Raw genomic sequence first — 6,803 nt, 5'->3', positions numbered from 1 at the left:
TTTATTTGAGATGCTTATTTTTAAGAGTATGCTTTTATTTTAGGAATGTTTTGATCCGATGAGTCGAAAGCTCAGGTTGTGCTCACTCTTAAGTTGATGGGCATGGGGTTTTTGCAACCTTACTAACAATATAGTTTAAAAATTTGATTTCGTATTAGCTATCAGTTTGTGAATGATTCACAAACTTTTCTTGTATTTCGAATTTGATATTTAGGAAATATCCCTAAAAACAACGAATGCGATTGCCTCCTATGAGACAATCGCATTCTAATTATTTAAAGGTTAACCCATTCCACTTCCAGGGTCACCCATTCTAGCTAATAATTGTTCTGAATCTTTTTTTACTAAATTGTTTGGTTGCTCTTTACTACCAACAGCAGTGTAAACAATTCCTGCTGCTAAAACAATACTTGTTACTACAAATAATAATTTCTTCATATAGCACCACCCTCGTACATTATACCATTTCTATTAAATTCTACCACTATTTTTTTAGGGAATCTACAATAGAACCTATTACCAGCACACTCTAGTAACACAATCGACTTGTCAATTAATGAAATATCATTCTTCGCTATTCCTAAATAACAATATTGCATCGGTGTTAGCATCCCATTTTTCTTTTCTAAATCACTCAGGATCTCAACTGCATTTTTGTAATTCCCCTTAATAATTTCTAAAAAAGATTTTTCTGCAGAATGATATATAACTATATTCTCTAATTCTTGCTTATTCACTAACTTAATAAAAGCATATGTGTTAAGAATTGATAGCTTTCTTTGCTTTTCCCTTTCAAAATTACATGCTCCCAACTGCTTCAGTGCCTTTTTCATATACCAAGATGCACTATCATAGCAATCGAAAGTATATGACTCTGCTATATATGCAAGTGCGGATGCCCTTAAAAGATGGAAACAATCTTTAGAGTCATCTATTACTAAAATCTCCTGACACAAACTCCTACACATTTCAAGATTATCTTGTACTAAATAGGCATATGCTAATCCTTCTTTAATCCTGCCTAGATAAGATGACCTAATAAAACTATCAGTAATTGCATCTACATCTGGAAGTAACATTTCAGCATATTTGAACAGAGAATTATAGTTTTCTAAATCATAATTAGTGTAGTAAGTTAATATACCACATAAGACCTTCATCTCGTTTGTCTTAATTATCTTACTACCTTTATGATCTTCAAGCTTAGATAATAATTCCTGCTTTTTAATTGTCCCATTACTTCTAAGTAATACCAATTCATATACATAAGCCCATTCCCTATTCATTGCAAGTGAAGACTTTCTTTCCTGTTCTACTAATAGCTTAAGAAGTGATAAATCACCTTTTGCATTGGCGTATTCCATAGCAATCCTCAAGTTTTTCTTGCTTGTTGTGACAGAACAGAAGGTGTGTAACATCTTTCTTTGTTTATTAATATCACCCGCATACAATAGCTTCAATAATCTAATTAAATTCCAAAATCCAAATTGATTTTTCCCTGTTAAATTCTTCGAAAGCGTTCCTGAAGAAATGCCAATTATTTTAGCGATATCCTCTTGATTTTTCCTTTGGAAATCAATTTCATCAATAATTTTACTCAAGAATTTGTTTAATGTTTTTTCTGAAACTTTATCTTCTCTCTTAAGTGTTTCATTCATAATATTTTCCCTTCTAAAAAAACAAGAATTCCCTAATATCCCTCAGTATATTTGTAACATCCAATATTGTTATATCCGATTCTAATATAATCATATCAAAAATAATGTCGTTTTTTGTCGATATAAAAAGATAAATAAATATGTAATTATGCATAATTGCAATGCCAAAAAAGGACTCGAATATATCGACTCCTTTTTTGGCCTATTTCTTAACTTCAGCCCATTTATAGTTAAATTCCCCACCAAAATCATTCGTTACAATTCCTTTAATGGAAGAACGCTGTAAGTATGATCTGCCTGGTTGATAAAATGGTGCGACTGCTCCATCTTCTAATAATATTTTTTCTGCTCGTTTCATTGCCTCCCAACGAGCATTTTCATCACCAGCTAAGTCTGTTTTCACTTGATGAATTAGTTCATCATATTGTTTATTTGAATACTTATCAAAGTTATATGTACTATCTGTCGTAAACAAATCTAAAAATGTAATCGGATCAGGAATATCTGGTCCCCATACATCAACACCTAAATCATAATCACTATTTAGAAGCAACTGAATTTGCTGTTTACGTGGCTGCGGTTTAACATAGACCGTTAGCCCCTCTAAATTCTTTTCTAGTTCACCTTTCAAATACTCCGCATTTTTCTTGGCTATTGCATTATCACTCGTGAGCAATTCGAGTGTTACTTGTTCTTTCCCAAGTTCTTGTTTTGCCTTCTTCCAGTTTTCCTTGGCTGCCTTCACATCATCTTTTACTAATGCTCCATTCTCTTTCCTGAAGTCTTTTCCATCCGATCCTTTAGCAAACTCAGCGGGTATAAAACCATCTGCAGGAAGAGAGCCATTATTTAACACTGTATCTACAAAGGCTTTCTTATTCATCGCCTGACTAATTGCCAAACGGACATGTTTATTTTTTAATACTTCATTTTTTTGATTCATACGTAAAAATTGCATAGTTACTTCAGGTCGCTCTTTGAAATCAGAACTATTTCTATATTTATCTACAAACTCACCTGTTAGTCCTACACGGTCAATTTGACCTGATTCGTATAAATTTATTTCTGTTGACTTATCTTTCACAATATCAAAGTTAATTTCATCTAATTTCACTGCTTTAGTATCCCAATAATTCGAATTTTTTTTCAACTGAAAACCTTGTTCATGCTTCCAATTATCCAATGTAAACGCTCCGTTATAGACCAATTGATTTGCTTCTAAGCCATACTGCGTTCCTTGTGATTCAAAATACTTCTCGTTAATAGGTAAAAATGTTGCAAACGTTGTTAAATCAATGAAATAAGGGACAGGCTGCTCTAATTGCACCTCAAATGTTTTATCATCAATTTCTTTTACCCCTAGCTGATCTACAGGTAGCTCTTTACTATTAATTCGCTTTGCATTCTTTATATCAAAGAATAGAAACGCATATTCCGCGGCTGTATTAGGGTTCACAGCACGTTTCCAGGAGAATACAAAGTCTGCAGCTGTTACAGGTGTTCCATTTGACCATTTGGAATCTTTTAGATGGAATGTGTATGTTTTTTTATCTTCACTCACTTCATACGATTTTGCCACACCAGGAATTACTTTGTTATCTTTTCCTAGTGTATACAGACCTTCAAACACATTCCGCATTACATTCATTGATTCACTATCGGTTGCCTTTGTTACATCCATTGTTGGGATCTCCGCTATATACGGTAAATTAATGGATTGTTTTGTTTCATTCTTGTCAGTTGCCTTTGCTGTATTTTTAGTCTCTTTCTCTTCACTACTACAAGCTGTTAGTAGCAGGCTGGCTCCTATAATAGAAGCTACAACCGATGTAACTTTTTTAAACATCTTACTTTCTTCCTCTCTATATGTACGGTTTAATTAATCAAATTATCTGTATATCTAATTTTAGGGGATATGCGAATATAGATTCCCTGTCACTAATAGTATTCAGGCGTTTTTTAGCATCATATACGTAATATCTCTATACATTAAACCTCTTATTACTTTACCATTAAAACCGTAGCATTCTAGGGATTATTGTGTCAATCACTAAAATTAATTTCAAATTAGGTATCATTCTATTAAAAAATAGTTTGATTATAATAATTCCTTTCAACTCACAGGAAAAGTTTTCCGTAAAAAAGAACCATAACCTTGTCGTAATGTTTTGAAAAAATTATAGTTCATATTACACTCATATTTCTAAGCGTGCTGTCTACTTTCTACAGGGAGATTGAATAGCAGCAACAATACCTCCGATAGTTCTTTATTCCCATCATACCATTTTTATTAACTATGTATGATACACTCTACAATAGCATCTAAGTACAGTGAATTGTTAAAAAGGAATTATGTATTTTCCTTGAATTATATTTATATATATAGAATACGTGATGTTATTTGTGCTAAAATGAATGTGATATGAAGTATTGTTAATATATTTGCCATTGTAAAAGTAGTGTTTTTAAAATTATGTTGGTTTAAGTCAAAGAAAAAGACATCTATATAGATGTCTTTTTCTTTGTAATGTACTAAGAAGAATATTCTTATTTAACTAATTGCTGCTGGATTTCCTTAATTAAAAGTTCAGCGCCTTCTGGACTAAGAACAATTTTACCATGTGCTAATGATATATTTTTTTCTGAAATATCACCAGTTATTGCACAAGCATCATAAGATTTATATTTTTGTAAAATAATCTTTTCATCTTCTACGAATATTTCTATAGGATCTTTTTCTGCAATTCCTAACGTTCTTCTTAACTCTTTCGGAAGAACAATTCGCCCTAATTCATCTATTTTTCTAGTAACACCTGTTGATTTCATGTTTATACCACCTTTTATTTTTTATATTTCTAGCTACTTTCTGCATGTCATACCACAATTATATATCTAAATTCCTTTATCGTCTTTTACCTTGTTTTCTCTTTTTTTAGCTTCTAAGCTAAATTTAGCGTAAGTCATTATCTTTTCTAGTTCATTTTTGGAAGCATTATAATCTTTAATATAACGCTCTTTTCTTCCTGGACTCATATATTTATTTTTTCATTTCGTTTATTGTTTCTATATTCATGACTTTTCGTTTTCCCTTTTTAAGGCTAATACATCACTGATTAGAAATAATAGTGAAACCAATGGAACTATTCCTTTGATATTGCTAGAAATTCCATAGCAATGCTATTATATATCTATGAATAAGTAAAAGGATATTCAATATGACTAGGTGCAGCTACTTCTATTTTAATTGAAATTTCAACTATATACAGTAACACTTTTAATATAAGTAAGGGAGCGATTACTGTTGAAAATGACAAAAGGAGATGCAATACTCCGTTTGCTGACAGAAATTAAATTAGAGCTGAAGGAAACAAAAGAAGCTATTGAAAAATTAGATGAGAGATTAGATAAAATAGAAAAGCAAACACTTTCTACAAATTCATCTAAACCTGCTCTAAATACTCGAAAAGAAAAAGATTGGAAATATCCTTCTAAGATGAAATGAATTAGAGGGATATTTTTCATTATAGAATATGTGGAAACAAGTAGAACATCTAGAATAAGTACTTTTCATCATTTAATATAGATGTTACAATTTAGACTGTACGATGAACATGTTTTTCTTTCTTACTACCACACAGAAATTGTCCCCTAGCTCTTGCTAGGGCTTTTTCTATGCACAATATTAATTGCATCATAAGTATACACACGTTATAATAGTCACCTAATTACATATGAAGAGGTGCAAAAAATGAATAAGACAGAATTAACAAAAGTAATAGCAGAAAAAGCAGAACTTACACAAAAGGATGCAGCTGCAGCAACACAAGCTGTTTTAGATACAATAACAAATGCGCTAGCAAATGGAGAAAAAGTACAGATTCTTGGTTTTGGTACATTTGAAGTACGTGAAAGATCTGCACGTACAGGACGTAACCCACAAACAGGTGAAGAAATGCAAATCGCCGCTTCAAAGGCACCTGCTTTTAAAGCTGGAAAAGAATTAAAAGAAGCAGTGAAATAATTATATATAGTCAAAAGGGTTTGATATTTATCTCAAACCCTTTTTTAATAGCCTTTTTTTCATAAAACAAAAAATATCATCCAAAGTTTATATAAATAATATAGATTCCCCAAAGAATGTAACTAACTTGTGTTATGATATACATTGTAAATTCGAAACCAGTGAGCTTTCTTTCTCTTTTTATTTTTCGTAAATACAGATAAAAACAAAAAGTAGATAAAAGCATTAAGAATACAGAAACATTATATATATTCTCTATACTAGTAATAACCGATCAACTCCTCACCTGAAAATTAGTTAGTATAGAATAAGCATATCATATGAAAGTTTAACTTACTTCAAATCTACTTTTTTTCAACAGAATATACTTAATATTTTCATATTTAACAGAAATACTTCTTTAAAAAGATAAAAGAATCTCTTTTGCATCAATAGATTTACAAAAGAGATTCTAATTTTAGTTCATTTACTTATAAGATATCAGGCTTATTATTCATGAGGGTTAGGTGCAATATAAGCTGGAGCTGGCCCGCAAGTTACTGCAAAAGCAAATAACAACGCAGGCTTATATGGTAGCCCAAGCAACGAAAGCATTCCCAATGCTCCCCAGTAATCCTCTTTCTTAAGATACGATTTTATTTGATTAAAATATGATTTACTAATACCTAATGCATCCTGCCAACATCTTTCCCAAACGTTACTAGAGTACATATTAGATGGAATTTCTTCATCATTCATTACATAAACACCAGCTATAATAGCTGCTTTTTCTTCATTGTTATATGAAGATTTCGCTAATTCTTCTTTATTAAGAACATATTTACCTGTTTTATCATCCTTTACCATAAGTACCGAAAAAATATATTCTAATTCTTTAACTTGAGCTTCTAATTCCTCCTGTGTTGCGTTGTATTTCTTTCCATCCTCTATAGTTGCAGCTGAAGCGAGAGTTGGTACAAAAACTAGAGTAAGAGCCATTAACATAAACATCATTTTCTTTAACATAGTGAATTAACCCCATGCCCATCAACTTAAAAATCTTCACTACCCCCAAGTGTAAAAAAACGTTATTCTTTCTAAAAAAGCTAGACTAGAAAGGATGACGTTTTCTTATGAATCTCTCG

8 protein-coding genes are annotated in these 6,803 nt (G+C 31.4%); 2 read left to right on the top strand and 6 right to left on the bottom strand.

Annotation, left to right across the window (positions count from 1 at the left end):
• Window positions 1-282 precede the first annotated feature (282 nt).
• From MR168_RS31655 to MR168_RS31635, 5 genes are all read right to left on the bottom strand, one after another.
• Window positions 283-438, bottom strand: coding sequence for a hypothetical protein (locus tag MR168_RS31655; protein ID WP_021727864.1), 156 nt, complete (start codon window positions 436-438; stop codon window positions 283-285).
• The gene (locus MR168_RS31650) at window positions 435-1,658 is read right to left on the bottom strand and encodes an AimR family lysis-lysogeny pheromone receptor (RefSeq protein ID WP_021727863.1); all 1,224 of its coding nucleotides are present in this window, start codon (window positions 1,656-1,658) and stop codon (window positions 435-437) included. The genes MR168_RS31655 and MR168_RS31650 overlap by 4 nt, the downstream gene beginning before the upstream one ends.
• A gap of 202 nt (window positions 1,659-1,860) precedes the next feature.
• Window positions 1,861-3,504, bottom strand: coding sequence for a peptide ABC transporter substrate-binding protein (locus MR168_RS31645; protein ID WP_021727862.1), 1,644 nt, complete (start codon window positions 3,502-3,504; stop codon window positions 1,861-1,863).
• Window positions 3,505-4,205: 701 nt separating this feature from the next.
• Window positions 4,206-4,484 (bottom strand): AbrB/MazE/SpoVT family DNA-binding domain-containing protein, encoded by a 279-nt coding sequence (locus MR168_RS31640; RefSeq protein ID WP_000843046.1) that lies wholly within the window; start codon window positions 4,482-4,484, stop codon window positions 4,206-4,208.
• Between the two features lie 66 nt (window positions 4,485-4,550).
• Entirely contained in the window at window positions 4,551-4,691 is a 141-nt protein-coding gene (locus tag MR168_RS31635; protein WP_014481865.1) for a hypothetical protein, read from the bottom strand.
• Window positions 4,692-4,965: 274 nt separating this feature from the next.
• On the opposite strand from MR168_RS31635, the gene MR168_RS31630 reads away from it, so the two are divergent.
• Both MR168_RS31630 and MR168_RS31625 read left to right on the top strand, forming a co-directional pair.
• A complete protein-coding gene (locus MR168_RS31630; protein ID WP_031303430.1) occupies window positions 4,966-5,160 on the top strand; it encodes a hypothetical protein in 195 nt (64 codons plus the stop codon).
• A gap of 246 nt (window positions 5,161-5,406) precedes the next feature.
• A complete protein-coding gene (locus MR168_RS31625; RefSeq protein ID WP_001043935.1) occupies window positions 5,407-5,679 on the top strand; it encodes an HU family DNA-binding protein in 273 nt (90 codons plus the stop codon).
• A gap of 489 nt (window positions 5,680-6,168) precedes the next feature.
• On the opposite strand, the gene MR168_RS31620 is transcribed toward MR168_RS31625, so the two are convergent.
• A complete protein-coding gene (locus tag MR168_RS31620) occupies window positions 6,169-6,684 on the bottom strand; it encodes a hypothetical protein (RefSeq protein ID WP_000914524.1) in 516 nt (171 codons plus the stop codon).
• Window positions 6,685-6,803 lie beyond the last annotated feature (119 nt).

Origin of the sequence: Bacillus cereus group sp. BfR-BA-01356, from assembly GCF_022663635.1 — a bacterium.
Taxonomy (GTDB): Bacteria; Bacillota; Bacilli; order Bacillales; family Bacillaceae_G; genus Bacillus_A; species Bacillus_A cereus.
The sequence above is the reverse complement of the archived record's forward strand: the minus strand, read 5'-3'. Positions and strand labels throughout refer to the sequence as shown.

Bases quoted from the DNA above. Each gene is read 5' to 3' on its own strand.
- MR168_RS31655 (WP_021727864.1), bottom strand. From the start codon at position 438: ATGAAGAAATTATTATTTGTAGTAACAAGTATTGTTTTAGCAGCAGGA.
- MR168_RS31650 (WP_021727863.1), bottom strand. From the start codon at position 1,658: ATGAATGAAACACTTAAGAGAGAAGATAAAGTTTCAGAAAAAACATTA.
- MR168_RS31645 (WP_021727862.1), bottom strand. From the start codon at position 3,504: ATGTTTAAAAAAGTTACATCGGTTGTAGCTTCTATTATAGGAGCCAGC.
- MR168_RS31640 (WP_000843046.1), bottom strand. From the start codon at position 4,484: ATGAAATCAACAGGTGTTACTAGAAAAATAGATGAATTAGGGCGAATT.
- MR168_RS31635 (WP_014481865.1), bottom strand. From the start codon at position 4,691: ATGAGTCCAGGAAGAAAAGAGCGTTATATTAAAGATTATAATGCTTCC.
- MR168_RS31630 (WP_031303430.1), top strand. From the start codon at position 4,966: ATGACAAAAGGAGATGCAATACTCCGTTTGCTGACAGAAATTAAATTA.
- MR168_RS31625 (WP_001043935.1), top strand. From the start codon at position 5,407: ATGAATAAGACAGAATTAACAAAAGTAATAGCAGAAAAAGCAGAACTT.
- MR168_RS31620 (WP_000914524.1), bottom strand. From the start codon at position 6,684: ATGTTAAAGAAAATGATGTTTATGTTAATGGCTCTTACTCTAGTTTTT.